Origin of the sequence: Streptomyces orinoci (assembly GCF_003121295.1) — a bacterium.
Classification (GTDB): Bacteria; Actinomycetota; Actinomycetes; order Streptomycetales; family Streptomycetaceae; genus Streptomyces; species Streptomyces orinoci.
Window position 1 is genome coordinate 144304 of sequence record NZ_PHNC01000004.1, and the last position, 24156, is coordinate 168459.

The 24156-nt window shown below is 71.8% G+C and carries 26 protein-coding genes; 15 read left to right on the forward strand and 11 right to left on the reverse strand.

Annotation, left to right across the window (positions count from 1 at the left end):
• The first annotated feature begins 10 nt into the window (after nucleotides 1–10).
• Nucleotides 11–1132 (forward strand): alpha/beta hydrolase, encoded by a 1122-nt coding sequence (locus CV755_RS01485; RefSeq protein ID WP_109278277.1) that lies wholly within the window; start codon nucleotides 11–13, stop codon nucleotides 1130–1132.
• A gap of 87 nt (nucleotides 1133–1219) precedes the next feature.
• A complete protein-coding gene (locus CV755_RS01490) occupies nucleotides 1220–2617 on the forward strand; it encodes a hypothetical protein (RefSeq protein ID WP_109278278.1) in 1398 nt (465 codons plus the stop codon).
• A gap of 19 nt (nucleotides 2618–2636) precedes the next feature.
• Here CV755_RS01490 and CV755_RS01495 read toward each other — a convergent pair whose 3' ends face one another.
• Nucleotides 2637–3059, reverse strand: coding sequence for a VOC family protein (locus CV755_RS01495; protein WP_109278279.1), 423 nt, complete (start codon nucleotides 3057–3059; stop codon nucleotides 2637–2639).
• Nucleotides 3060–3380: 321 nt separating this feature from the next.
• Between CV755_RS01495 and CV755_RS01500 the strand changes: the two genes are divergently transcribed.
• The 3 genes from CV755_RS01500 to CV755_RS01510 all read left to right on the forward strand — a co-directional run bounded on the left by CV755_RS01500 (nucleotide 3381) and on the right by CV755_RS01510 (nucleotide 6515).
• The gene (locus CV755_RS01500) at nucleotides 3381–4979 is read left to right on the forward strand and encodes an ABC-F family ATP-binding cassette domain-containing protein (RefSeq protein ID WP_109278280.1); all 1599 of its coding nucleotides are present in this window, start codon (nucleotides 3381–3383) and stop codon (nucleotides 4977–4979) included.
• Nucleotides 4980–5347: 368 nt separating this feature from the next.
• Nucleotides 5348–5569 carry a helix-turn-helix domain-containing protein gene (locus CV755_RS01505; RefSeq protein ID WP_018541244.1) on the forward strand — a complete coding sequence of 74 codons (222 nt, stop codon included), beginning with the start codon at nucleotides 5348–5350 and terminating at the stop codon, nucleotides 5567–5569.
• Between the two features lie 154 nt (nucleotides 5570–5723).
• Nucleotides 5724–6515: an enoyl-CoA hydratase/isomerase family protein gene (locus tag CV755_RS01510; RefSeq protein ID WP_109278281.1), complete on the forward strand. Its 792-nt coding sequence runs from the start codon at nucleotides 5724–5726 to the stop codon at nucleotides 6513–6515.
• Nucleotides 6516–6712: 197 nt separating this feature from the next.
• Here CV755_RS01510 and CV755_RS01515 read toward each other — a convergent pair whose 3' ends face one another.
• Nucleotides 6713–7372 (reverse strand): hypothetical protein, encoded by a 660-nt coding sequence (locus tag CV755_RS01515; protein WP_109278282.1) that lies wholly within the window; start codon nucleotides 7370–7372, stop codon nucleotides 6713–6715.
• 135 nt (nucleotides 7373–7507) lie between these two features.
• On the opposite strand from CV755_RS01515, the gene CV755_RS01520 reads away from it, so the two are divergent.
• From CV755_RS01520 to amaP, 5 genes are read left to right on the forward strand one after another with little or no spacing between them, the layout of a single operon-like run.
• Nucleotides 7508–7945 carry an Asp23/Gls24 family envelope stress response protein gene (locus CV755_RS01520; RefSeq protein ID WP_109278283.1) on the forward strand — a complete coding sequence of 146 codons (438 nt, stop codon included), beginning with the start codon at nucleotides 7508–7510 and terminating at the stop codon, nucleotides 7943–7945.
• A gap of 10 nt (nucleotides 7946–7955) precedes the next feature.
• Nucleotides 7956–8159: a hypothetical protein gene (locus tag CV755_RS01525; protein WP_109278284.1), complete on the forward strand. Its 204-nt coding sequence runs from the start codon at nucleotides 7956–7958 to the stop codon at nucleotides 8157–8159.
• A gap of 3 nt (nucleotides 8160–8162) precedes the next feature.
• A complete protein-coding gene (locus CV755_RS01530; protein WP_109278285.1) occupies nucleotides 8163–8516 on the forward strand; it encodes an Asp23/Gls24 family envelope stress response protein in 354 nt (117 codons plus the stop codon).
• Nucleotides 8513–9100 (forward strand): DUF6286 domain-containing protein, encoded by a 588-nt coding sequence (locus tag CV755_RS01535; protein WP_193553324.1) that lies wholly within the window; start codon nucleotides 8513–8515, stop codon nucleotides 9098–9100. Before CV755_RS01530 ends, CV755_RS01535 begins: the two co-directional genes overlap by 4 nt.
• Before the next feature lie 22 nt (nucleotides 9101–9122).
• Nucleotides 9123–9728 (forward strand): alkaline shock response membrane anchor protein AmaP, encoded by a 606-nt coding sequence (gene amaP / locus CV755_RS01540; protein ID WP_109278345.1) that lies wholly within the window; start codon nucleotides 9123–9125, stop codon nucleotides 9726–9728.
• Between the two features lie 310 nt (nucleotides 9729–10038).
• Here the strand turns inward: amaP and CV755_RS01550 are convergent, their stop codons facing one another.
• The 6 genes from CV755_RS01550 to CV755_RS01575 form a co-directional block, all read right to left on the reverse strand.
• A complete protein-coding gene (locus CV755_RS01550; protein WP_109278287.1) occupies nucleotides 10039–10794 on the reverse strand; it encodes an SDR family oxidoreductase in 756 nt (251 codons plus the stop codon).
• 4 nt (nucleotides 10795–10798) lie between these two features.
• Nucleotides 10799–11617, reverse strand: a complete 819-nt coding sequence (locus CV755_RS01555) for an SURF1 family cytochrome oxidase biogenesis protein (protein ID WP_109278288.1) — start codon at nucleotides 11615–11617, stop codon at nucleotides 10799–10801.
• 66 nt (nucleotides 11618–11683) lie between these two features.
• On the reverse strand, nucleotides 11684–12676 hold the full coding sequence (locus CV755_RS01560) for a DEDDh family exonuclease (RefSeq protein ID WP_109278289.1): 993 nt from the start codon (nucleotides 12674–12676) through the stop codon (nucleotides 11684–11686).
• Between the two features lie 291 nt (nucleotides 12677–12967).
• Complete coding sequence (locus CV755_RS01565) at nucleotides 12968–13423, reverse strand: PPOX class F420-dependent oxidoreductase (RefSeq protein WP_109278290.1); 456 nt, start codon at nucleotides 13421–13423, stop codon at nucleotides 12968–12970.
• A gap of 106 nt (nucleotides 13424–13529) precedes the next feature.
• Entirely contained in the window at nucleotides 13530–14711 is a 1182-nt protein-coding gene (locus CV755_RS01570; protein ID WP_241560899.1) for an RING finger family 4 domain-containing protein, read from the reverse strand.
• A 173-nt stretch (nucleotides 14712–14884) separates the two neighbouring features.
• The gene (locus tag CV755_RS01575; protein WP_241560900.1) at nucleotides 14885–15535 is read right to left on the reverse strand and encodes a TetR/AcrR family transcriptional regulator; all 651 of its coding nucleotides are present in this window, start codon (nucleotides 15533–15535) and stop codon (nucleotides 14885–14887) included.
• Between the two features lie 93 nt (nucleotides 15536–15628).
• Between CV755_RS01575 and CV755_RS01580 the strand changes: the two genes are divergently transcribed.
• The 3 genes from CV755_RS01580 to CV755_RS01590 are packed head-to-tail and all read left to right on the forward strand — an operon-like array spanning nucleotide 15629 to nucleotide 18950.
• On the forward strand, nucleotides 15629–16429 hold the full coding sequence (locus CV755_RS01580; RefSeq protein ID WP_109278293.1) for an acetoacetate decarboxylase family protein: 801 nt from the start codon (nucleotides 15629–15631) through the stop codon (nucleotides 16427–16429).
• Entirely contained in the window at nucleotides 16426–17709 is a 1284-nt protein-coding gene (locus CV755_RS01585) for an amidohydrolase family protein (protein ID WP_109278294.1), read from the forward strand. The genes CV755_RS01580 and CV755_RS01585 overlap by 4 nt, the downstream gene beginning before the upstream one ends.
• Nucleotides 17706–18950, forward strand: coding sequence for an amidohydrolase family protein (locus CV755_RS01590; RefSeq protein ID WP_241560901.1), 1245 nt, complete (start codon nucleotides 17706–17708; stop codon nucleotides 18948–18950). The genes CV755_RS01585 and CV755_RS01590 overlap by 4 nt, the downstream gene beginning before the upstream one ends.
• A 57-nt stretch (nucleotides 18951–19007) precedes the next feature.
• On the opposite strand, the gene CV755_RS01595 is transcribed toward CV755_RS01590, so the two are convergent.
• From CV755_RS01595 to CV755_RS01605, 3 genes are all read right to left on the reverse strand, one after another.
• A complete protein-coding gene (locus CV755_RS01595) occupies nucleotides 19008–19895 on the reverse strand; it encodes a hypothetical protein (RefSeq protein ID WP_109278295.1) in 888 nt (295 codons plus the stop codon).
• 137 nt (nucleotides 19896–20032) lie between these two features.
• Complete coding sequence (locus CV755_RS01600) at nucleotides 20033–21199, reverse strand: methyltransferase domain-containing protein (protein ID WP_193553329.1); 1167 nt, start codon at nucleotides 21197–21199, stop codon at nucleotides 20033–20035.
• Nucleotides 21200–21396: 197 nt separating this feature from the next.
• Nucleotides 21397–21627 (reverse strand): hypothetical protein, encoded by a 231-nt coding sequence (locus CV755_RS01605; RefSeq protein WP_109278296.1) that lies wholly within the window; start codon nucleotides 21625–21627, stop codon nucleotides 21397–21399.
• 177 nt (nucleotides 21628–21804) lie between these two features.
• On the opposite strand from CV755_RS01605, the gene CV755_RS01610 reads away from it, so the two are divergent.
• Nucleotides 21805–22989 carry an NsdA family TPR-like regulatory protein gene (locus CV755_RS01610; protein ID WP_109278297.1) on the forward strand — a complete coding sequence of 395 codons (1185 nt, stop codon included), beginning with the start codon at nucleotides 21805–21807 and terminating at the stop codon, nucleotides 22987–22989.
• Between the two features lie 673 nt (nucleotides 22990–23662).
• A complete protein-coding gene (locus CV755_RS01615) occupies nucleotides 23663–24139 on the forward strand; it encodes a hypothetical protein (RefSeq protein WP_109278298.1) in 477 nt (158 codons plus the stop codon).
• Nucleotides 24140–24156: the final 17 nt, after the last annotated feature.

The window sequence follows — 24156 nt, forward strand, 5'->3', positions numbered from 1 at the left end:
ACTGGAGGCGATGCTCCTGCGCAAAGCGGCCACGACCGCAGCGACCGTGGTGGGTGCCGGGGCGGCCGTGCTGGCCGCCGGGCGGTACGCGGGCGACGCCGCCCTGAAGATTCCGCCGGACCGGCCGCTGCCCGGCGAGGAGCGCTGCACGGTGCACGGCGCCGATACCGCCACCGTCACCCTCTCCCGCACCGCCGCCTCGGTGCGCCCCGGCACCTACGCCCTGGTCGGCAAGGACCTGCACGCCATCGTGGGACCGCCGGTCGCCGAGGTGGCCCACCCGCCCGACCGGGTGGTCCGGCACCTGCGCCGGCTGGTGCACGGCGCCCTGGACCCGGGGACCAAGGTCTGGCTCAGCCCCCAGCTGTACCCGGGCAACCCCCGCGACGCGCTCGGCCTGGACCACTCCGACGTACAGGTCGAGGGCGAACTGGGGCCGCTGCCCGCCTGGTTCCTGCCCGGCCCCCGGGACACCTGGGTGATCACCGTGCACGGCCTGGGCGCCACCCGGCGGCAGGCCATGGCGCTGCTGCCCTTCCTGCACCGGCTGCGGCTGCCGGTACTGGCCCCCGCCCTGCGCGGCGACCCCGGCGCCCCGCCCGCCCTGGACGGCATCAACCGGCTGGGTGCCGAGGAGTGGCACGACGTGGACGCCGCCATCGGGCATGCGGTGCGCAACGGCGCCCGGCGGGTGGTGCTGCACGGCTGGTCCACCGGCGCCACCATGGCCCTGCTGGCCGCCCTGGACTCCCCGCTCAGCCACCGGATCAGCGGCCTGGTGCTGGACTCACCGGTGCTCGACTGGCAGGCCACCCTGCGCGCCCTGGCCCGGCACCGGGTGCCCAGGGCCCTGGTGCCCTACGCGGTGCGGGCCGCCCGGCACCGGGCCGGCCTGGACCCCGGGCTGCTGCTGCGGGCGGGCGAACCTGACAAACTGTTGGTTCCCACCTTGATCCTGCACGGCCCCGACGACGCCCTGGCGCCCTGGGAGCGCTCCCGCGAACTCGCCGAGCGCCGGCCCGGCCTGGTCACCCTGCGCTCGGTCCGGGAGGCTCCGCATGCGGCCGCCTGGAACGCCGACCCGCACCGCTACGAGGAGGCGCTGCGCCGCTTCCTCACCCCCCTGATGTAGCGCCCCGGCGGGACCCACCAGGGCCGTCGCCCGCTGCATCGTCCATTCCGATTGGGTTTTCGGAGCGTGAACGGCAAGACTGCTCTTGTGACGTCCCGTACTCCGCGCGACTCCCGGCTCAGACTCGTCCCCCGACAGCCGATCGCCGCCGCCCGCAGGGCAGTGGCCAACCGCGGCACCCGACCGGTCCCCCGGCCGCCGGCCGGCATCCCGGCCCGCCCGGAACTCGCCCGCCAGGCCAGAGCCGGCCTCACCGGCGCCGTCCGGCTGGCCCGCTGGGCGGCCGCCGAAGGCGCCCATGACCTGGGGCCCGGCGCCGAGCGGGCCGAACGGGCCGCCGCCGCCCTGGGCCTGACGGCCCGGCAGGTGCGCACCGACTGGGACCGGGCCCGGCTGGCCGGACTGCTGGAGCTGCACGACGGCACCGCCCGCCCCGGCTGGCGGCTCACCGCCTGGGACCGCGACGACAGCGCGGTGCTGCGCGGCTGGGTCGCCCTCTTCGACGCCTGGTCCCTGGCCCTGCCCGAACCGGCCGGCACCGACCCGGCGGTGGCCGCCGAGGTGGTGGAGGCGGCGCCCCAGCTGCTGTCCGTGATGCATCTGTCGGACGGCCCGGTGCCGGTGGCCATGCTGCTGGACCTGCTCCAGCAGCGGGTGGCCGAGATCCGCGCCGAACGCTGTGAGATCCCCTACGACGGCCCCTCCGCCGTGCCCCCGCCGTCCGCCGCGCCGCCCACCGACGGGCCCGGCAGCCCGCTGCCGGGGCTGCTGGACTGGGCGCTGGCCGGGCTGGCCTCGGTGGGCGCCCTGGTGACCCGTGGTCAAGGGACCGAGGCCGAAGCCCAGTTGACGCCGCTGGGCAACTGGGCGGTGTGGGTCAAGCTGGAGCAGATCTGTGTGGCCGCCCAGAGCCCGGCCGGCCATATCGAACTGTCCGCCGAGGCCATGCTGCGCGGCTGCGCCGACCTCACCCCCGGCCCGGCCCGCGCCGAGTACCGGGCCTGGCTGGCCGCCCGGCCGGTGCGCAGCGCCGTGGCCGAGCTGCTGGAGGCGGCCCGCGGCGACGACGCCCTGGTGCGCGGCCTGGCCTTCGAGGCGCTGCGCGCGGTGGGCGGTCCCGCCGAGAGCGCGGTGCGGGCCGCCGTGGAGGAGCCCTGCCTGCGGCCCTACGCCCTGCTGTGGCTGGCCGAGCAGCAGGGACACGACCCCGAGGAGGCCGCCGAGGTGCTCACCCGCGAGGAGGCCACCTGGCTGTGGGTGGACACCGCGGCCGCCGTCGCCGACCACGGGGAGAGCCGGCTGCTGGTCCGCCATCTGGACTCCGCGGTGCAGGGCACGGTGCCCGGCCTGCTGGAGGAGGTACGGGCGGTGGGCCACCCGCGCACCGTCCAGGTGCTGGTGGCGCTGGCCGCCGCGCACCCCGACCCGGCGCTGGCCAAGGCGGTCCGCCGGGCCGCCTTCCAGGTGCACCGGGGCGGCAGCTGACCGGCCCCCGGCCCGGCGGTCAGCCGTCTGCCTCCGGGCCGGACGGGGCGTAGCTGCCGAAGGTCCACACATTGCCCTCCACATCGCGGGCCATATAGTCGCGGGAGCCGTACTCCTGGTCGGTGGGGCCGGCCAGGATCTCCGCGCCGTGTTCCCGGGCGCGGGCGCAGTGCGCGTCCACGTCCGCCACCAGCACATAGATCCCGGCCGGGCCGCCGCTGCCCATCGCCTCCACAAAGGCCCCCTCCCGGTCCGCCGAGCCCACCATCACGATGCCGTTGCCATACACCAGCTCGGCGTGCAGCACGGTGCCGTCCTCGCTCTCGTAGTACGCGGACTGGGTAAAGCCAAAGGCCGTGATCAGCTGTTTTATGGCGGCCTTGGGATCCCGGTACAGCAGGGCGGGACAAATGGACGGCCTGGCCGTGCGCAAACCCGTCACAACGCTCACCTCTTCTGTGGTCAAGCCTCTTGTGTGGTCAACGGAAGGCGCCGCGGCTCCCCTCCCGAGTATCCGCGAATGATCGCTTGCGTACCTTTCCGGCGAGGGCCGGCGCCAGGCCCATCAGGCAGGTACCCCCCAGGCCGCCGGCCAGGCGTCCGCACCCGTACCCGGAAATCCGCTTGCACCGCACCGTTAGAATCGTCCTCATGGCTTCTCTCCTCGCGGATTAGACGGCGCCGCCGCCCGCCCGCCCGGCGCAGCGCGGCCGTACCCACGCCCCCGTCCCACCGCCGTCCACCCTGCTCAGGAGTAGTTCCCTTGATCACCGCCTCCGGCATCGAGCTGCGCGCCGGCGCACGCGTCCTCATCGAGTCCGCCAGCTTCCGCATCGCCAAGGGCGACCGCATCGGCCTGGTGGGCCGCAACGGCGCCGGCAAGACCACCCTCACCAAGTGCCTGGCGGGCGAGGGCATCCCGGCCGCCGGCACCATCTCCCGCTCCGGCGAGGTCGGCTACCTCCCGCAGGACCCGCGCACCGGCGACCTCGATGTGCTCGCCCGCGACCGTATCCTCTCCGCCCGCGGCCTGGACACGGTGCTGCGCAAGATGCGCGAGAACGAGGACCGGATGGCCAACGGCAAGGGCGCCACCCGGGAAAAGGCGATGAAGAAGTACGAGCGCCTGGAGACCGAGTTCCTCACCAAGGGCGGGTACGCCGCCGAGGCCGAGGCGGCCACCATCGCCGCCAGCCTGGGCCTGCCCGACCGCATCCTCACCCAGCCGCTGCACACCCTCTCCGGCGGCCAGCGCCGCCGGGTGGAGCTGGCCCGGATCCTGTTCTCGGACGCCGACACCCTGCTGCTGGACGAGCCCACCAACCACCTGGACGCCGACTCCATCGCCTGGCTCCGCGACTACCTCAAGACCTACCGGGGCGGCTTTGTGGTGATCTCCCACGATGTCGATCTGGTGGAGACGGTCGTCAACAAGGTCTTCTACCTGGACGCCAACCGCTCGGTCATCGACGTCTACAACATGGGCTGGAAGCTCTACCAGCAGCAGCGCGAGGCCGACGAGAAGCGCCGCAAGCGGGAGCGGCAGAACGCCGAGAAGAAGGCCGCCGCGCTCAACGCCCAGGCCGACAAGATGCGGGCCAAGGCCACCAAGACCGTGGCCGCCCAGAACATGGCCCGCCGGGCCGAGCGGCTGCTGTCCGGCCTGGAGGCCGAGCGCGCCTCCGACAAGGTCGCCAAGCTGCGCTTCCCCGAGCCCGCGCCCTGCGGCAAGACCCCGCTGATGGCCGAGGGCCTCTCCAAGTCCTATGGCTCGCTGGAGATCTTCACCGATGTGGACCTGGCCATCGACCGGGGCTCCCGGGTGGTCATCCTGGGCCTCAACGGCGCGGGCAAGACCACCCTGCTGCGCCTGCTCGCCGGTGCCGAGCAGCCGGACACCGGGCGGGTCACCCCGGGTCACGGTCTGAAGCTGGGCTACTACGCCCAGGAGCACGAGACCCTGGATCCGGACCGCACGGTCCTGGAGAACATGCGCTCCGCCGCCCCCGACCTGGACCTGGTCGAGGTCCGCAAGGTGCTGGGCTCCTTCCTGTTCTCCGGGGACGATGTGGACAAGCCGGCCGGAGTGCTCTCCGGCGGCGAGAAGACCCGCCTCGCCCTGGCCACCCTGGTGGTCTCATCGGCCAATGTGCTGCTGCTGGACGAGCCCACCAACAACCTGGACCCGGCCAGCCGCGAGGAGATCCTCTCCGCGCTGCGCACCTTCACCGGCGCGGTGGTGCTGGTGACCCACGACGAGGGGGCCGTGGAGGCGCTGGAGCCGGAGCGGATCATTCTGCTCCCGGACGGCGTGGAGGACCTGTGGGGGCCGGACTACGCGGACCTGGTCAGCCTCGCCTGACGGCCGTCCGGTCACCCGCTTGATCACCCGGTCCGGATCATTCGGCCGATGCGTGATCCTTCATCTGAGTGAGTACGGCTCATCCCCCGGTGTGGTGCCGCACTCCGGCGCGCGCACCGGCCCCCTCCCGGGCCGGTCTTCCGCCGCGCGCTCCCCGCGCTACCCCTGACCTGCCACTTCGCGGCCGCGCTGGGCCGCCACTCGTACGGCCGTACGGGCCGGAACGGGCGGAATCGGTTGTTCCGGGCGAGCTCCGAGGCCGCTCTCGCGGAAACCTTCTGTCATCGACCTTGCCGAATGGGTGGCCAGGATCCCGGCTAGGGGTGATCATGAGAGACAAGAGGCGCATCTCCCATGAGGAGGCACGGGTGGCTGAGACTCTGAAAAAGGGCAGCCGGGTGACCGGCGCTGCGCGCGAGAAGCTCGCGGCAGACCTGAAGAAGAAGTACGACGCCGGTGCGAGCATCAGGGCGTTGGCCGAAGAGACCGGCCGCTCCTATGGCTTTGTTCACCGGATGCTCAGCGAATCCGGCGTGATCCTCCGGGGTCGCGGCGGAGCGACGCGCGGCAAGAAGGCCGCCTCGGTCTGAGGCCGCGCACCGTGGCCTCGGTCCGGGGCCACGCACCGTCCGGGCAGCGAACGTGGGCAGTGCCACCCGGTCGGCCGAGCAGTCGGCCGGGTGGTTACTGTGCAGTCAACAAGCAGCCAGCACACTGCGACTGCAGCCGTATTCGGAGGCTCCCATGACCGGCCCCAAGGCCCTGCTCGACCAGGACGGCGTAAGGCTCACTGTCGATGAGGCGGTCGCCACCATCACCCTCACCAACCCCGCCAAGCGCAACGCCCAGTCGCCCGCCCTGTGGCGGGCCCTGGCCGAGGCGGGGCGGCTGCTGCCGGGCAGTGTGCGGGTGACGGTGTTGCGCGGCGAGGGCAAGTCCTTCTCCGCGGGGCTGGACCGCCAGGCGTTCACGCCCGAGGGCTTCGAGGGCGAGCCGTCCTTTATCGACCTGGCCCGTGGCTCGGACGCGGACCTGGACGCCGAAATAGCCCGCTACCAGGAGGCGTTCACCTGGTGGCGGCGCAGCGACATCGTCTCCATCGCCGCCGTACAGGGGCATGCGATCGGTGCGGGCTTCCAGCTCGCGCTCGCCTGCGATCTGCGGGTGTGCGCGGACGATGCGCAGTTCGCCATGCGCGAGACCAGTCTGGGGCTGGTGCCCGACCTCTGCGGCACCCAGCCGCTGGTGCAACTGGTCGGCTACGCCCGGGCCTTGGAGATCTGCGCCACCGGGCGCTTTGTCCATGCCGCGGAGGCGGAGACGATCGGGCTGGCCAATGTGGTGGTGCCCGCCGCCGAACTCTCCGCAGCGGTGGAGGACTTGACCGCGGCTCTGCTGGCCGCGCCGCGGGATGCGGTGATCGAGACCAAGGCGTTGCTGCGGGGGGCTGCGGGCCGCACTTACGACGACCAGCGGGCGGCGGAGCGGGCTGCGCAGGGGCGTCGCTTGCGTGATCTGGCTGGGGTGGGGGAGTAGTTTCCCGCGCACGGTTGCGCCCACCGGGTGGCACCCGGCGATGATGCGGCGTCTGCCTGCGGCTCTGGTCGTTCGGGTGCGGCCCGTATGTGGTTGCTCGCGCAGTTCCCCGCGCCCCTGGTGGGGCGTGCCCTTGGCGTTCGGGTGCGGGCCGTGGGCGGCTGGTCGCGCAGTTCCTCGCGCCCCTGAAGGGGGCGTCAGCGGGTGCCGGTGGCGGTTACCACTACGGCGACCGTGCGGACCGGGCCGGTGGTCAGTGCGCGGCGGACCGCGAGGGCGACATCCAGGGCCCGGAACCCGTCCGCGACCGCGATCTGCACCTGCTGGTGGGCCTCGTCCCCCGGGGACAGGCCCAGCACCGGGGCCAGCCGCGCGACGCCGGGGACGGAGAGCGCCGGGTGGTCCGGCTCTCCCGGCGGCGCTGGGGAGGGGCGGCGCGCCACGGGCGCCCGCCCCGCCGGGGCGTCCAGCAGTCCGGTCACCCGGAGGTCCACCGTACGGACCGCCAGCCCCAGCCCGTCCCGGGCCGCCTGAAGCAACCGCGCCCGCAGCCGTTCCGCCGCCGGCCGCAGCGGCTGGTCCGCCTTGACCGCCAGCTCCGCCTCGATCCGCAGCGGCCCCGGCGGCAGGGCGCTCGGCGGGGGCGGTACCGCGGGAGCGCACGCCGTACCCCGCTCCGCCGGGGCGAGCCGCAGCTCACCCAGCCGGATGCCCCGCAGCCGGGCCGCCGCCCGCCGCAGGGCGTCGGCCGCCGCCGCCTCGGTGATCCACGCCCCGTCCGCCGCCCCGCCCAGCGGCAGCAGTCTGCCCAGTGCGAGTTGCCTTTGTACCGCCGTCGCCAACGCGTCCGCATCCATGCCACCAGCCTGCCGCAGGAAGCCCGCGACGATCCGCGTAGCAGCCCCTAAGGTGGACAAAAGGACCGGTGGACGATTTTCCCTTCCCATGGATCCCTTGATTTGGGACGTTCCCTGGAAGAGAGGCGATCGACGATGAGCGAGCACCCGGGTACGGAGACTCCGGCCAAGGAACCGCAGGTTGCACCGGCCGAACGGGGCCGGACCACCATTGCCGATGGGGTCGTGGAGAAGATCGCCGGGATGGCGGCGCGCGATGTGCTGGGCGTGCATGCCATGGGCGGCGGTCTGGCCCGTACCTTCGGGGCGGTCCGCGACCGGGTGCCCGGCGGCGGCAAGTCCGTCTCCCGTGGCGTCCGGGCCGAGGTCGGCGAGGTACAGACCGCCCTGGACCTGGAGATCGTCGTGGACTACGGCGTGGCCATCGCGGATGTGGCCCGCGCGGTGCGGGAGAACGTCATTGCGGCGGTGGAGCGGATGACCGGTCTGGAAGTGGTCGAGGTCAATATCGCGGTGAGCGATGTGAAGCTGCCTGACGAGGAAGAGGAAGAGCCCTCGCCGAGGATTCAGTGAGGAGCGCGTGATGAGCATGGCCGTGGCCGGCCTGATCGCCGGCATGGCACTCGGCTTCGCCGGATACTTCGGCGGATTCGGGGCCTTTCTGCTGGTGGCGGCGTTGGGCGCCATTGGGTTCATGGCCGGCCGGTTCCTGGACGGGGACCTGGAGCCGGGCGACTTCTTCCGGCCGCGTGAGCGGGACCGCGAGCGCGACGGACGGCGGAGGTAGGCGATGGGGGGAGGGCGTGAGGTACCACCGGGAGAGCGGGGGGCCACCCGCGTGGCGGATCGCGTGGTGGCCAAAATCGCCTCCCGGGCGGCGCGCGAGGCGCTCGCCGGTGAACTGCGCGAGCACCATGCTGCCCCGACCGCCTCGGTGGTGGTGCGGGACGAGTCCGCGCGGGTACGCGTCCATATGGAGCTCGGCTACCCGGTGGATCTCCGGGCCCGCTGCCGTGCGGTACGCCGCCAAGTCGCCGAGCGCCTCGAGACCTTGGCGGGGATGAGCGTGCCGGAGGTGGTGATCACGGTGGAACGGCTGCACTCGCCGCACCTGGACCGCGCGGGCGCGGGGCGGGTGCGATGAGCGGTCCCGTCCATCTGGGCAAGGGCCCGCGGCCGGAGCCGGAACCCTCCGGCCGTTTCTGGTCGTCCAGGCGGGTGCCCGCGGCCATCGCCGCCCTGGTGCTGATGGCCGTCTCCGGGCTGTTCCTCTACGACGTGGCGGCGGTACGCGCCCACCACCCCGCCATGCACTGGCGCCGCCGGCTGGCCCATGAGCTGGCCACCCGGCACCTGGGCAACGGCTGGGTGATCGCCGGCGCGGTGCTGGCCATGCTGCTGGGCCTGTGGCTGATCGCGCTGGCCGTCACCCCGGGCATGCGCGGGGTGCTGCCGATGCGCCATGAACTCCCCGAAGTACGGGCCGGGTTGGACCGGCGGGCGGCGGCCTTGGTGCTCCGGGACCGGGTGTTGGAGATCGCCGGGGTACGGGCGGTACGCGTGGAGGTGGGGCGCCGGGTGATCCGGGTCCGCGTCCAGGCGCACTTCCGGGACCTGGACGAGGTCCGGGCCGATGTGGACGCCGTACTGGCCGAGGCGGTACGGGAGTTGGGGCTGGGCCGACAGCCGGTGCTCGCGGTGCGGGTGCAGCGTGCGGTGCGGCGGTGAGGGCCGTGAGGTCGGTGAGGCGGTGAATGTGGTGCTGAAGGTGGTCAACCGGGTGCTGCTGGCGCTGGCCGGAGTGCTGTTGCTGGGGCTGGGCGCCGCCGTCCTGGCCGGTGCGCTGGATCTGCGGCGGCGCTGGGATCTGTCGCTGCCTTCCGGCTGGCCCTTCGCCGGACCGCATGACGTCCTGCTCAGCGCCGCCCACCGGCGCCGGTGGCAGGGCAGCGACTGGTGGTGGCCCGTGGTGATCATGGTGCTCTCCCTGCTGGTGCTGGTGGCCCTGTGGTGGCTGCTGGCCCAGCTGCGGCGCCGCCGGCTGGACTCGGTCATGGTCAACGGCGGTGACGAGGACCTGGTGCTGGTGCGCGGGCGGGCCCTGGAGGAAGCGATGGCCGCGGAGGCGGCGGAGCTGGCCGGAGTCGATGCGGCGATGGTCACCCTGACCGGGCGGCGCAGCGCCCCCGAGGTCCGGGTGACCCTGACCCTGGGAGCGCACTCGGCACCGGCGGCCGCGCTGCACCGGCTGTGCGCGGAGGCGCTGGATCATGCGCGGAGTTCGGTGGGGCTGGTGAGGTTGCCGGCGCGGGTGCGGTTGAGGGTGGTCCGCCATCGGGCGGAGCGGGTTGAGTGAGCACGGTTTGGGGTGCGCACGGTTGGGTGCCCCACTTGGCGGTTGATCGCGGGGCACCCCGCCGGTTGTGGGCAGTCGTTCCGCAGGGCGATGGGGGCACCTCCCAGCGGTAGCTGGGGGAGGGTGGGCACAACCGCCCATCGGGCGGCACCCGGCGACGAAACGGCGTCTGCCAACGACGGTTGCCGGTCGGCCGCAGGCCGTACGTGGCTGGTCGCGCAGTTCCCCGCGCCCCTGATGGGGCACCCGACGCCCCTGGGGGCACCCCGCGCCACCAGTAGTGGGGCACCCCGCGCCGTGTGGACGGGCGTCAGAAGCCGTGGCGGGCTCCGCCGTCCACCGGCAGCATCAAGCCGGTGAGATAGGACGCCGCAGGCGACAGCAGAAAAGCCGCGCAGCGCCCGAACTCCTCGGGACTCCCATAGCGCCGCAGCGGAATGCGCGCCGAGTGCCCGGCCCGGACCTGCTCCGGGTCGCCGGAGAGCGCGTCCAGTTCGCGGACCCGGTCGGTGTCGATCCGGCCGGGCAGCAGCCCTACCACCCGGATGCCCCGGGGGCCCAGCTCCACCGAGAGCGACTTGGCGAACCCGGCCAGTCCGGGCCGCAGTCCATTGGAGACGGTCAGCCCGGGGATGGGCTCATGGACGGACCCGGACAGTACAAAGCCGATCACCCCGCCCTCGGAGAGTTCCGCCGCCGCGGCCCGGGCCAGTCGCACCGCGCCCAGGAAGACGCTTTCGAAGGCGGCCCGCCACTGCTCCTCGCCGATCTCGGCGGTGGAGCCGGCGGGCGGCCCGCCCACGCTGATCAGGATGCCGTCGAAGCGGCCGAACCGCTCCCGCGCGGTGTCGATGAGCCGCTCGGCCGAGGCGGGGTCGGCGTTGTCCGCTCCCACCCCGACGGCGCCTCCGCCCAGCCGGGCGGCCGCGGCGGCGGCCGTCTTCTCGTCCCGCCCGGAGATCACCACCCGGGCCCCGTCGGCCACCAGTTCCCGCGCGGCGGCATGGCCCAGCCCGCGGCTGGCGCCGGTCAGTACATACACCCGGTCCTTGAGCCCAAGATCCATGCGCTCAGTCTGCCGTGCTGGGCGCCGCCGCGGCAGGGGCGGCCGCCTGCTCCGCCTCCTCGGCCTTCTTGGCGGCGGCCGCCTGCTGGTCGCGGCGCTCCCGGCGGACCAGGATCACCCAGCCCACCGGAACGAACGCCGAGAACAGCCACCACTGCACCGCATAGGCCATGTGATTGCCGATGCTGCTGTGGTCAGGGGCGGACACCGGCTCCGGCTGGTCGCTCCCCGAGGGCGCCTCGGCCAGCTCGATATAGCCGCCCAGCAGCGGCCGGTGCAGCTGCTCGGACTGCCGCCGGCTGTTGATCAGCATCACCATCCGGGGCGGCAGCCCCTTGGTGTCCTTGATACCGCTGGAGTGGGTGGTCTCGTCCGCGCGCAGCCGGCCGGTGATGGTGACCTTGCCCGAGGGCGGGGCGGGAACCTTGGGGTACTGCAGCTGACCGCTGTCGGCCGGGATCCAGCCTCGGTTGACCAGCACCGCCTTGCCATCCGCCAGCATCAGCGGGGTGACGACCATAAAGCCGGACTTGCCGGAGTCGTCCGTCCGGTAGCGGACGACCACCTCGTCCTTGGGGTCATAGCTGCCGGTCGCGCTCACCCGGCGCCAGACGTCCTTTCCGGACACATCCCGGCCGGGCGAGCTCAGCTCGGTGACCGGAACCGGAGCGGCGGAGAGCTGGCGGCCGATCTGGTGGTTGCGCGCGACCCGGCTCTCATGGCGATGCAACTGCCAGAAGCCCAGTTTGATCATCACCGGAATGAGGACGAGCCCCACAAGCGTGAGGATCACCCACTGCCGGGTCAGCAGGAAGCGGTACACGCATCGACGTTACCTGGTGTCCCCGGCGGTCCCTCCGGTGGGTGCTGCGCGCCGCCCGCGCCCGGCCTACGCCCCGCCCCCCGGCGCCGGGACCACATGGGAGAGCAGCTGGACATAGGCCGCCTCGTCCACCACCGGAGTGTTGAAGGACCGCGCCTTGGTGACCTTGCCGGTGGGGGAGTCGGGGTCATTGGTGACCAGCAGGCTGGTGAGCCTGGAGACACTGCTCGCCACATGGAGCCCGGCCTCGATGGTCCGGTCCTCCAGCAGCTCCCGGTCGATGGAGGTGTCACCGGAGAAGGCCACCCGCATGCCCTGGATGAGCTGTTTGCCCGGTTCATAGCGGCCGGGGTTGGGATAGGGGCAGGGCGGCAGCCGACGGCTGGGCCGCCAGCCGGCCGACCGGTACGAGGGCTGGTACCCGATCCGCGGCGAGCGGGCGGAGGGGCCGTCCGACCACTCGGTCAGCGGCTGACAGGCCAGCAGTGGCAGCCGCAGGCCGGCCTCTGCCGCACGGTGCAGGCTGGGCCGGAAGGTCTCGGCCAGCACCCGGGCGTCGTCCAGGGCGTGGTGGGCCCGCTGCTGCACCACGCCATAGTGCGCGGCCAGCGACTCCAGCTTGTGGTTGGGCAGCGACAGCCCCAGCTCCTTGGACAGTGCGATGGTGCACAGCCGTTGCCGCACCGGGACCTCCATCCCGGCCCGCGCATACTCCCGGGCGATCATCGACCAGTCGAAGGCCGCGTTGTGCGCCACCAGCACCCGCCCGGCCAGCCGGTCCGCGAAGTCGGCGGCGATGTCCTTGAACAGCGGTGCCTCCGCCAGGACTTCGGAGGTCAGCCCGTGAATCCACACCGGGCCCGGGTCCCGCTCCGGATTGACCAGCGTGTACCAGCTGTCCTCCACCCGGCCATGGGTGTCCAGTTGGTACACCGCGGCCGACACTATCCGGTCATCCCGGGCGAGCCCGGTGGTCTCCACATCGACCACCGCGTACCCCTCGGGATAGGCGGCCGGCCAGGAGGCGGGCGATGCGGCTGCGGTGCTGTCGTCGAGCATGGTCCAAAAGCTTAAGGGCCACCACTGACAACCAGGCCCCTGGCCGATCTCCGTGCGAGTGGATCAGGCCAGCGGCGGGCCCGGTCCGGCGAGTTGAGGCCCTGCCGGTCGGGGCCTGATTGAGGTGTGATATAGGCCCGACCGGTTCGCTTGGCGCGCCCAGCAAGTGCCGCCCCGCGCCCCTTGGGGGAGCTCTCCAGGCAGACGCTGGTCAACTGCCGTACGGTCAAAGCCCCTTCGGGGCATCCCGGAACGGTGTGTGAACTCCGGGGCGCCGACGCGGCGGCCTGCTCAAGCGCCGCCGGATACGCCGCCTTCCCCCGGCGCCCCGCCCGGTAAGGGCTCGACCCCCACCACATGACGTATCCGCGAGGGCTCCACCAGCACCATCACCCGCCGCTCACCCGGGATACGCCACTCGAACCGTTCGGTGCCCAGATAGACCCGCGCCAGTACGTCCATGTTCCGGTCCGCCTCCGGCCCCGTGATGAACCGGATGGCACGGCCCCGGATCTGTACCCGGTCATAGGCGTCGGCCGGGTCGGCGTGGGACAGGCACACCCGCGGATCACGGCGCAGATTGCGCTCCTTGATCCGGCCGACCGCGGTGTTGAACAGGAGCAGATCCCCGTCATGGCCCAGCCACATCGGGCTCACATGGGGCGACCCGTCCCGGTTGACCGTACCCACGTACCAGATGTGCGGCGCCTCGATCCGCGCCCGTATCTCACTCGACAGCGCAACCATGAAGCAAGCCCTGCCCGGACGGGGCTTCCCGGACACATGCTGTCTCAGACATATGCATTCCGGTCAGTCGTCGGGTGGAGTCACGGCCGTCCCGCCGGAGCTCCAGTCAGGCCGGGCCCCGCCTGCCGAGCCGGTCACCATGCAGAACGACCGCCTCAGGATGAGCCGCCGCCATGGCGCGCAGCCCCTCACCCAGCGCACCGGACCGCCGGACGTCCGTCCTCCGCAGCACGGCGAAGGCCAGCGCCACCCGTGGATACCGCCGGTGATGCTCATAAGGGTGCAGCATCTCGGCCACCCGCTTCCAGGCGGCGGGATGGCGCAGCAGGCCGCCCACCAGGACCGGCATCTCCAATCCACCCAGCAGCGCCAGCAGTTGGCGGCGCACCGGCCGGGGCAGGCTCCGCATCCTCGGCACGGCCGAGGGGTCCGCCTCGCCTCCCGACCAGACGCACAACAGCCGCAGCACATCGGTGGCCGTGGTCAGCAGCCCCGGCAGCCGGTCGCCCACCGGTGCGCCCAGGGCCAGCAGGCCGCCCAGCACCAGTGCCCTGCTCTCCGGTACCGGGATCGCCGCCGGCAGCCAGTCCAGCCCGCCGGGCGCGGCATGGGCCAGCAGCACCTTGAGGTCCTCGCGGTCCTGAGGGCAGAGCGGAGTGCGCCGCTCCAGCAGCCCGGCCAGCGCGGCCGCCGCCTCCGCGCCCCGGTCCGTACCCAGCACCAGCGGAAGCAGCGGCCCGCCCCCAACGCCCCTACCCGGCGCGGCCGGTGGGGCATCGGTCCGCAGGAAGGGGGTCGTACGGTCGATGTGGCGATGGCAGAGCGGGCACCCCGCGTACTCCGCCCCGTCCCAGCAGTCCTGGCACACCAGATGTGCGCAGGGCGACAGGGGGTGCACCGGGCGTGCCGTACCGCACAGCACACAGGGCTGCCATGGCCGCTCCCGCAGCAGGCTGAACACCCGTTCCACATAAAGTGCTTGAGTGTGCGGCGGCAGGGCTCGTGGGAATTCGCCGAAGAGCGGCATATGGGTACGCTCCACGCCCAGCAGTCCGTCGATCGCCCGCAGCAACCCCTTGCCGCCGTCCGCCAGGGCCTCCACCCCCGCCGAGCCCAGCGCACCGCGCAAGGGCTCGCTGAGCGCGTACCCCCGGTCCAGCAGCTCGCCCTCCAGCGCTGTCAACCCGTCCGCCAGGTGCGAGTCCATCCCCTTTGCTCCACAGGACAGTTCATGGTCAACAAACCAGACCCGGGCGCGGCGCAGCAGCACTGCCTGCAATGTGGACACGGACCATTCCCCCTGAAACCCCCATAGGCGGGGGCGGGGAGTGGGTGCGCAGGCAGCCGCGGAGCCGCCCCCGCATCAGCGATCCTAGGCGGGCCCTTCCGCCCCGCGCCAACGGTTTCCAGGCTCGCTCGGGGGCGGATTTCCTTTGCCGGAACCGCACTTGCGGCAAAGGATTACCGACTCAGAAGGTCCCGCACCACCGCCCGCACCGACAGCTCGAACAGCCGCCCGGGATCGGGCGGCCGCGCCAGGGCCCGCTCCAGCGCCCGGTCACCCTCGCCCGCCACTACGGCATCGGGGGTCACGGCATCACGGGCCACGGCGCCGCCCGTCTTGGCGCCGTCTGTCACCGTATCCGCCGCCATCCGCTCGCCCTCCGGCCCCGACACCTTTTCCACCAGTACCGAGCCCACCACCAGGAACTCCACCGCGCGCACCAGCGCGGCCGCCCGGGCTCCCCGCAGACCGGCCGCCTGGGCCTCCTTCACCAGGGCCTGGCGCACGGGGAGGAACAGCCGCTCGGTGAGCCCCCGTTCATGCACCATCGCGATGAGGTGCGGCCGGGCGCGCAGTTCGGCGCGCAGCGTCCGGGCCAGCGAGACGATACGGGTGCGCGGGGTGCGCCCGGTGGGGTGGATGGCCGCGAACTCCTGGAGCGTACGTTCCACCAGCGCGTCCAGCAGCGCCTCGCGGTTGCCCACATGCCAGTAGATCGCCGTGACGGCCGTCCCCAGCTCTTCGGCCAGCCGCCGCATGGTCAGCGCACGCGGCCCCCGCTCCCGTACCAGGCGGGCGGCGGCCCGCAGGATCTCCTCGCGGCTCAAACCCAACTCCCGTCCATCGCATGGTGTTTACCCCTGGGCGGTGGCGCTGTAACTGTGTTACAGAACCCAAGACGACACAGGGCGGTGACGCGGATGGCACGCGTACGGTACGGCCCGCGCGACGCGGAGGAGATGGCCGGGACCCGCCGGGCGGCGGTGCCGGAGGTCTGGTCCACCGGGCTGGTGGCGCACTGGGAGAGCGATCCGGATGCCGTGGCGGCGGTGCTTCCGCCACCGCTGGAGCCCGGCCCGCGCCCCCTGGTACGGGCCGCCGTCAGCACCGTGGCGCTGTACGGCCGGCCGCTGGGTGCCGGATCGGTGGCGGTGTCCGCCCGGCACGGTGGGCACGAGGGCTGGTACCCGCTGGTGATGCCGATGACCGAGGAACGGGCGCTGACCGGCGGCCGGGAGGTGTTCGGCGAGCCCAAGAAGCTGGGCGAGGTGGTCCTGGAGCGCGAGGGAATGGTGGTGCGGGCGCGGCTGGCCCGGCATGGCATCGCCTTCCTGGAGGTGCGCGGCGCCGTCGCCGCCGAACTGCCGCTGCCCGCACCGTCCCAGCGCCTGGACTTCTACTTCAAGTTCCTGCCCGCGGTGGACGGCGAGGGCTTCGACGCCGGCCCGCTGCTGGTCTACTGCACCCGCACCGAGCGGGTGCGCAGGCTGGAGGCCGTCACCGGCGATGTGGTGCTGGGTGAGTCGATGTACGACCCGGTGGCCGATCTGCCGGTGCGGCGCCTGCTGGACCTCACCCTGGGCGAGCGGAGCACCGCCCAGCGGGGCCGGGTGGCCGCCAAGGTGAGCGCCGGCGATCTGCTGCCCTATGTCCACCAGCGCTATGACGACGTCCACCAGATCCTCGACCGGCCCCGGCCCCCGGAGGCGAGTGCCCGATGACGTACTCGGACCCCTATCTGGTGATCTCCTCGGACTGCCACGCCGGGCTGCCCACCGAGGAGTACCGCCCGTACCTGGAGCGCCGCCACCACCGCGCCTTCGATGACTTCCTCGCCCAACGCGCCGCCCGGCAGGCCGAGATGACACGGCTGGGGGTGCGCAACGAGGCATTCGCGACGCGCTGGTTCGAGGAGCACCGGGAGGGGCTGCGCGGCGGCTGGGACCCGGCGCAGCGGATCAAGGAACTCGACGGGGACGGGGTGGCCGGCGAGGTGGTCTTCCCGGACGCCGACGCGGTGGACAGCCGCAACGCCGCCCCCTTCGGGGTCGGGCTGGGCCTGTCCGGCGACCACGACCCCGAACTGGGCATGGCCGGGGCCCGGGCGCACAACCGCTGGCTGGCCGAGTTCTGTGCCGGGCATCCGGAGCGGCACCGTGGGGTGGCGCTGCTGCCGGTGACCGCGGAGGTGCCGGAGGTGCTGGCCGAGATCAAACGGGCCCGGGAGTCCGGACTGCGCGCGCTGATGATCCCCGCCATGTGGGGCGGCAACCCGCCGTACCATGACCGGCGTTACGACCCGGTGTGGGCGGCGGCCGCCGAGGCGGGCATGCCGGTGCTCACCCACTCCGGGGCCGCCCCGCGCCAGGAGTACGGCGATCACCTCGGCATCTATGTCACCGAGGTGACCTGGTGGCCGGCCCGGCCGCTGTGGTTCCTGCTCTGGTCCGGGGTCTTCGAACGCCATCCGGGGCTGCGCTTCGGCATCGCCGAGTCCGGCTGCTGGTGGCTGCCCAATCTGCTGTGGTTCATGGACCGCCTCTATCTGGGTGCGCATGGCGGCCGGAAACTCTCGCCCTTCTCCGGGCTGCCCCGTCCGCCCCATGAGTATCTGGACCGCAATGTCTTCATCTGTGCCACCAACACCAAGCGGCGGGAACTGGCCCAGCGCTATGAGATAGGCGTGGACAACATCCTCTGGGGCTCCGACTTCCCCCACCCGGAAGGCACTTGGCCGCACACCCGGCGCTGGCTGCGGGACACCTTCCATGACATTCCGGTCGGCGAGACCCGGCGGATGCTGGGGCTGTCCGCCGCCGAGGTCTTCGGCTTCGACACCGCCGCGCTCGCCCCGCTGGCCGCCCGGATCGGTCCCACGCCCGCCGAACTGGGCCAGCCCGCGGACCAGTCGGCGGTGGAGGCGTCCTGGGCCCGCTCCCGGGAGACCGGCCGTCACTGGCTGACCGACCGCGACTTCCCGGCCATGGGCAGGGACGTGTGACCGGCCCCCGCGACGGCGCCGTGACCGCCGGCCGCTACACGGTCATCTCCGCCGACTGCCACGCCGGAGCCGATCTCCTGGACTACCGGCCGTACTTGGCGCGAGCGCACCACGACGCCTTCGACGCCTGGGCGGCGACCTATGTCAACCCCTACGAGGACCTGCTCGCCGACACCGCCGACCGCAACTGGAACTCCGACCGCCGGCTGGCCGAACTGGAGGCGGACGGCATTGTCGCCGAGGTTGTCTTCCCCAACACCATTCCGCCCTTCTTCCCCAGTGCCTCCCTGCTCGCCCCCGCGCCCACCAGGGAGGAGTTCACCCTGCGCTGGGCCGGGCTGCGCGCCCACAACCGCTGGCTGGCCGACTTCTGCGCCCTGGCCCCCGGCCGCCGGGCCGGGGTCGCCCAGATCCTCCTCAACGATGTGGACGAGGCGGTACGGGAGGTACGCCGCGCCCATGCCGCCGGGCTGACCGGCGGCATCCTGCTCCCCGGCACCCCGCCCGGCAGCAGCCTGCCCGAGCTCCACTCCACTGTCTACGACCCCCTGTGGGCCGTCTGTGCCGAACTCGGCGTCCCCGTCAACCACCATGGCGGCTCCGCCTCCCCGCCCCTGGGCCACGAACCGGCCGCCAGGGCCGTCTTCATGGTGGAAACCACCTGGTTCTCCCACCGCGCGCTATGGCACCTCTGCTTCGGCGGCGCCTTCCAGCGCCACCCCGGCCTGCGCCTGGTCCTCACCGAACAGGGCGCGGGCTGGATCCCGCCCGTCCTGGCCACCCTGGACTACTACCACGCCCGGCTGACCACCTCCCGCGCCCAACTGGACTCCGCCGAGGCCAAGTTCGGCGCGGGCCTGGGGGTACGGGCGCCGAGCGCGTACTGGCGGGAGAACTGCTTCGTGGGCGCCAGCTTTATGCGGCCGCATGAGGCGCCCCTACGGCACCGGATCGGCATCGACAAGATCATGTGGGGCAGCGACTACCCCCACGACGAGGGCACTTACCCCCATTCCCGGGAAGGGCTGAGGGCCGCCTACGCGGGGCTGCCACGGGAAGAGGTCGCGGCGATGGTGGGCGGCAACGCGGCGGTTGTTTACGGCTTCGACCTGCGACTGCTGGACCGGATCGCGGCCCGGGTGGGCCCAACGGCCACGGAAATCGCCGAACCGCTCACCGAGCCCCCGGCGGGAGCCACCAGCCCGGTGTTCGCGACGGGGGCGGCGGGGCGGGCCTGGTGAGGGCGGACGCTCGCCGGTGGGGGTCGCTGCGGGCGAGCGTCCATGGCGGGGATGCTGTCAGTGTTCGTCGGCGAAGAGTTCGTCGGCCGTGGCGACGGAGAAGGCGCGGTCCAGCCAGATTTGCAGGGTGTCGAGGTCCTTGCACTCGGTGACCCGCTGTCGCACTTCGGGGGAGGCCGAGATCCCGCGCCGCTCAAGCGCGACCAGCACCAGCCTCGCCCGCTCCTCGGCCCGGCCTTCCTCCCGGCCTTCCTCGAAGGATTCCTCGATGAGCGTGCCCCGGCCGGGGAAAAAGGTTCCAGGCATCAGCATCCTCCAAGTCTCTCTTGCCGGGGTGTCCCCCAGGCCGATCTCGAGTAGTTCACTGCAGTACTTGACGGTCTGCGGATCAGCCGTTCCCAGCGCACGCGCCAGTGCCTCAAGTATGGCCGGAAGATTCGGGCTACGGCCGTGTGTCAAGGCGGAGAAGGTGGCAAGGGTCGGGTCCTTGGCCGCCTCCTCCTGGTCCAGGATCTCCGGGACGTTTCCGGGGCTGAGGACCAGCGGGTGCAGGGACAGCGCCGTCCAGTCCTTGGTGCCGAGCTCAAAGGGCCCGGATGCCCAGGTGGCGGTTGCCTTGTCCTGGCAGACCACGAGCAGCAGCGCCGGGCGCTGGTACTTCGCCTTGAGATGGGAGAGGTAGTACGCCCAGTTGACCGCCTTGTCCTCGTCGCGGCGCCCCTGCGCCTCGATGGCGAGGAGGAACCCTCCGCCGTCGGGTGGCTTGATGCGCAGCACGCTGTCCACGCGCCGCTCCAACGGCCGGATTTCCGTGGTGTCGGGTGTGAGCGCCTCCACGCCCGCCTCCGCGGGATAGGGGACACCCAGGATCTGGAAGACGGGTCTCAATAGCTCCGGACGTTCCTGGAAAATCCGGTGCGAGGCCTCGTGGCGCGAAGTGACCATGATCGGACCGTATGGCTATGGATGGCGGCGTGTGGGGTGGATGGCGAGCAATCACTCGATCGTGCTTGCGATCGTCGCGCCCTTGACGGGGGTCGCAGACCTGGCGTCTTCTCTGCTCCACAGGTGAGTTGACACGCTCAGCAGGAATGCTGGACGGGCACGGGATCGCCGGGCGAATCCAGCCACACGCGTTCGCCGTCTTCGTCCACGGTCAGGCCGAAGCGGCCGAAGTCCGGCCGGCCGTGTTCGTCCCACCACCGGTAGGCGGCCGCTACCTCGTCCCAGAGGCGTCGGGGCCCCGACTGGCGAACCTCGAACTCCGTACGGTCCGCTTCGTACTCGACGGTCGCCCAGGACGTGACGGCCGTATCCCGAAGCCAGAGCGTGTATGAGCCGTCCGGGTACTCCTCCATCCATGGGAACGCGCCGGGAACTTGCACTCCGATGGCGAACATAACCGCCCAGTCGCCAACTGCTTCAGGAGATAGGTGAGTCAGGCTTTTCACCCCGTCCGCCGGCCACTTCATCCCCTTGAGGTACTCGCGGATGTGCCGCCGCTCCATCCGCTGCGCGCGGAGCCGCATAAACGCGGATGAGCCGGTAAAGAAGCCGGTCGCGGTGCCGTTCCCGGCAACCGTCAGGCGCACAATCGCCTCCCCTCCGTACACGGGCCCCCATGGAGCGACGATCAGCCCGCCGGGCTGGGTCTGCGCCACCCATGCGCGGGGCACGTGGCCGACGGAGCAGGTGGCGATCAGGCGGTCGTACGGGGCGGCGTCGGGGTATCCCCGTGCTCCGTCGCCGACGATCGTCAATGGGTGGAAGCCCGCCGCCGAGAGCCGCTTGCGGGCGTCGCGCGCACTGGCCTCGTCCACCTCCACCGTGACGACGTTCTCCGCGCCCAGCCGATGGGAAAGCAGAGCGGCATTCCAGCCGGTGCCGGTACCGATTTCCAGCACGCGCTGGTCTGGCTCGACGCTCAAGACGTTGAGCATGGAGAAAACCATGGTCGGCATGGAACTGGAACTGGACGGCACCCTGCCCTTGCCGGCTCCGGCGTACGCCCCGTCGTCCCACTGCGTGGTGATCGGCGCATCGCGATAGACGGCCGCCCACCATGTGTCGGGGTCCTCACCACGGCTCACCCGATCGCTCTGCCGGTTCATTCCGGCCCGGCCGGGCCAGATGACGTCCGGGACGAAGAGGTGACGGGGTACGGCCTCGAATGCCGGCAGCCAGTCGTCGGCCAGCGCTCCCTCGCTCAGGAGCGCGGAGGCGAGCCGCTTGGGGCCCGCCTCCTTCATGCTGTGCGCGTCCACTCAGCGACCGTCCGCGGGGTTCTGCCCATCGTTGGTGTTGCCACCCTCGTCCGAGCCGCCTCCGCCGTGCTTGTTTCCGCTGTCCGCGCTTGTCGCCCACCAAGTCATGGTGCTCACCCCTTCGGAGCAGTGAGGAATGGATTGTTGTCCGTGCCGTTGTGCGGTGACGTGTGCAGCAGTGATCAACGAAGGCGTGCCTGGTGGAAGTCGCGGTTCAGGCCGAGAGCCTTCGCGCGCTTCTCCGCTGACTGCTCGACCTGGACGGACAGGGCCGCCATCTCATCCGGACCCAGCCGCAGTTCCGTCGGTTCGGAGGTGCCGTCCAAGTGGTGCAGGGTGATCAGCACGATGAAGCGCTGCTGCTGGTGGTCGTAGCGGATGTCGCGCTTCTGGGGACTGGCATGTGAGATCACGGGGCTTCGCCCTTCCGTCGTCCTTGGGAGTCCTGCCGGGTGCCGTCCAGTGAACGGCTTGCACCATCCCGACCGGGAGGGCGAAGCGCCGCCGTTCAGCTCCGGGAGACCGGACCAAATGACTCGGCCTTTACTGAGCCAGGGGACGTCCCGCACCCGTTCCCCTACGGTGACGGCATGGCAGCCAATACCGAACTGGCGGCGCGCATGGCGGCGCTCGGGCTTACGCGCCTGGAACTTGCCGAACAACTGAATGACGTGATCGAGGAATTCACCGGACGCCGTGGTGATCTCTCCGATCGCACCATTCGCCGCTATCTCTCCGGGCAGACCCGATGGCCGCAAGGCAGGCAACGAGCGGCGCTCAGCGCGGTGTTCCACCGTACGCCGGAGGAACTGGGCTTCACTCCGCCCTCGGCGTCGGCTGCCTCGAAGAGAAATGCCCACGCTGTGACACAGCAGATCGGCGGCACCGAAGTCCAACAGCTGCAAGACAGGTTCAACGTCCTTGTGGCCCGCGACAATCGATATGGCGGAGGCCCCGACATCGAAGCTCGTGCCGCCGACCTGGTGGAAGAAGCGCTGGCCTTCCAGCGGTACGGTTCGGTCAGCCGGCGCGTGCGAAGTGCCCTCTACGCCTGTGCTGCTTCATTCGCGTCCAGTGCCATGTGGGCAGCCATCGACAGCCGCCGTCGTGAAGCTGCGGAGTACCACTTCACTCGGGCATCCAGCCTCGCAACGGTCTCCGGTGACCAGGCCATTCAGTTCCGCATCTGGTCCCATGCGGGCAGCTTTTACCGCCATCTCGGGCGACCGGCGGACGCACTGGCCGCCAATGATGTGGCGCGCGGACTCCCCATCGCCCGCCGCGACCCGATGTTTGCTGCCCTGGGTCATGCTCGGCATGCCGCCATCCACGGCTCCATGGGAAATGCCACGGGGGTGCGCCGGGCACTTGCCCATGCTCATGGGGCACTTGACCGCGCCGACGCGAGTACCCGCAGGCCAGTCTGGATGACGGCGGTTTGCGACCGGGCGGAGATTGAGGAACTCGCCGTCTCCGCACATCTCAGCCTGGGGGACTTCCCGCGTGCGGAAGCTCATGCGTACCGCAGTCTGGCTCTACTGCGTCCCCATATGCGCCGTGACCGCGCCCTGGTCACCGCACGGCTGGCATGCGCGCAGCTTGGGCAGGGCGAACTTGAGCTCTCCCTCGCCACGGCGATGACCGTCTCTTCCGGCGCTTTGGCCCACCACCCCCGTGTCGCGGCGGTGCTGAACGAATTCGGCGCCAGGCTCAAGGCCATGGCTCCCAGGAGTACGCACTTCCGGACGTGGGAGGAGCACCAACACCCCTCCTGATTCCGCTCCATGGCGGACCGGTGCGGGATTCCGCAGGCTCAGCCAGGACGCGGGTGCGGAAAGCAGGCCCACTTCAACTCCGTTAACTCTTACGAGTGTTGTGGTCCGCAGGCCGGGCCGCCGGCTCGTTCCCCCGAGCTAACTTGCCCGCATCGGGTCGCTTCGTACCGAACGCGAAGCGACCCCTGCCGGACGGCCACAACCCGTCGGCAGGGGTCTACACCCGCCAAGGAGAGAAGAGCTCCCCGCGCATGCTCAAGTACTTTATCGCGCCCGAAGGCCGCTTCACCCGGGCGCCGAACGAGATCATCCGTCATCCGCGCCTCGGCTCGGATGCCGTACGTCTGTTGCTATGGCTGCTCTCGCTGCCGCCCGGAGCGGATATGCCGCTGTCGGAGGCGGCGCGGCGGGCCGGGATCAAGAAGGCGGCGTTCCAGCGGGCCAAGGGGGAGTTGATCGAGGAGCGGTACGTCCATGAGTGGCGGACGCAGGGGCCGGACGGCCGTTGGGCGACGACCCAACTGGTCGCCGGTGCGCCGCTCGATGCCGAGGAAGCCCGTGCCGTCCGGGACGGGCGTCAGCCGAGTGACAGCAAACCGGCCCCCGGTGAGCCGTGTAGCCGGGCCGTCGCCCGCCCTCCCAGCCCTCCCGGCCCTCGCGGAGGGAGGAGCCGGTGGCGGAAGCGGCAACTGCGGTTCCGGCTGCGCTGGTTCGGCGGGGAGCGCAGATCCTTGCCGCCGTCTCGCATTCGGTACGGCAACTGCGGCTGAACGGAAGGGATATCCAGACCCTCGCCCCGCTCGCGGGCGAGTGGCTGCTGCGCGGTGCGGGGGCGGATGACCTGCGCGAGGCGCTGGTGAACGGGTTGCCGCAGCCGGTGCACTGCCCGGCGGCACTGCTGCGTGACCGGCTGGTGCGCAAGCGGCCGGAGATTCCCCGGCAACGGGTGGCCGCCGGGCCGCCGTTGGCGCCCCGGGTGGCGGGAATGGTCGAGTGCCGGGGGCGGCACATCCAGCCTCGGCTGTTCCGGCCGGAGGCGGATGAGGTTCTGTGCGGGGAATGCCGGGAGGAGGACGGGCAAGCCGCCGCCCACGCCGAGATCACCGCGCGCGGCGCGGCGGCCGTGCGGGCGGTGTTGCGAAGGGGGTGACGTGGACCCCCGGTAAC